Annotated in this window: 1 protein-coding gene; it reads left to right on the top strand. The window is 78.0% G+C overall.

Translation table 11 applies throughout. The annotated features are described in order from the left end of the window. A partial coding sequence (locus ACSNOD_RS31270) for a ComEA family DNA-binding protein (protein WP_436770451.1) occupies positions 1–274 on the top strand: 274 nt, incomplete at its 5' end. Between the last annotated feature and the right edge of the window lie 986 nt (positions 275–1,260).

Below are 1,260 nucleotides of genomic sequence, written 5' to 3'. Positions count from 1 at the left end.
GCAGATCGTGGTGGGCGCCCCCGCACCCGCCGCGGCGGCCGGTGAGCCGACCACGGGGGCGGGTGGCCCGCCCTCGCCCGGCACGGTGATCAGCCTCAACTCCGCCACGGCGGAACAGTTGGAGACGCTCCCGGGCGTGGGCCCGGTGCTGGCCCGCCACATCATCGACTACCGCACCCGCAACGGCGGTTTCACCTCCGTCGAGCAGCTCCGCGAAGTGAACGGCATCGGCACCCGCCGCTTCGCGGACCTCCAGCCCCTCGTCCGCCCATGACCGGCGCGGCCCGGAACCGAAGGGTCTCGGGCGCGCCCCGAAAGGCCCGGGCCTTGCCCGCGAAGGCCCCCACGGCCGCTGCCCGACGGAAGCTCGTACTCCTGCGGCCCCGGGCCGACCGCCCCGGCCCCGGAGGCTGTGGCTCGGGGCCCGGGTCGGTCGGCCCCCGAGCCCGAAGCTCAGCAGGAGGCTGACGTCGGCCCCGAGGGCCTGGCACAGGAAGGCGCTGCGTCACCGGACTCTGGCGGAAACCGCCCTCGTGGCCATCGCTCAACGGAGGCTCACGCTTCGCGACGCTCGGACCCGCAGGGCGAGGCGGAAGCGCCGGCGCACGCGTGCTCCGGCCCGGAGGGGCCTGCGGTTCGGGAAGCTGCTCCGCGGTCGGGTGCCGGCCGCGAACACCCTCGCCGGTGCCGCCGCGGGCGGAGGGCCCGAGTTGCGCGGCCCCCAAGCCGGAGGGCGCGGCGGAGGTCCCGGCGCAACGGACTTCGGCTTCGAGCCCCTGGCACGGGGAGATGCCGCGCGGCCGGGCTCCGGCCGGGAGCCACCGCGCACGGCGCGGGCCAGCGCGAGCCCGCGGGTTCGGTCGGCCTGGAGAAGTCCCCGGGGGGCGGACTTCGGGCCGGGGAGCCCCGTACGAGGAGGGGCCGCGCGGCGGACTGCCGACGAGCGTCCTCGCCGAGCCGGAGGGCGCGGCGGGAGCGCCCGGGTGTGCGGGCTCTGGCCCGGAGGGGCCGGCGCGGCGTGGCCCGGCTCCGACCGGGACCGCCTGCACGAGCGCAGCCGACTGCCAGAAGCCCGCGCTTCGCAGACCTCGGGCTGGGCGGCCTCCGGCGCGGAGGACGCGGCGGGAGGCTCGGGGGGGCAGGTTGACTCCGGCCTGGAGGGGCGGTGCAGGGCCGGGCTGCGGCCGGGTGAGCCGTCGCGTATGGCACAGGGCGGCGGGAGATCGCGGGGTTGGGCGGTCCGGGGACACACGGTTATTG

The organism is Streptomyces sp. URMC 123 (genome assembly GCF_051386515.1).
Classification (GTDB): domain Bacteria; phylum Actinomycetota; class Actinomycetes; order Streptomycetales; family Streptomycetaceae; genus Streptomyces.
The sequence above is the reverse complement of the archived record's forward strand: the minus strand, read 5'-3'. Positions and strand labels throughout refer to the sequence as shown.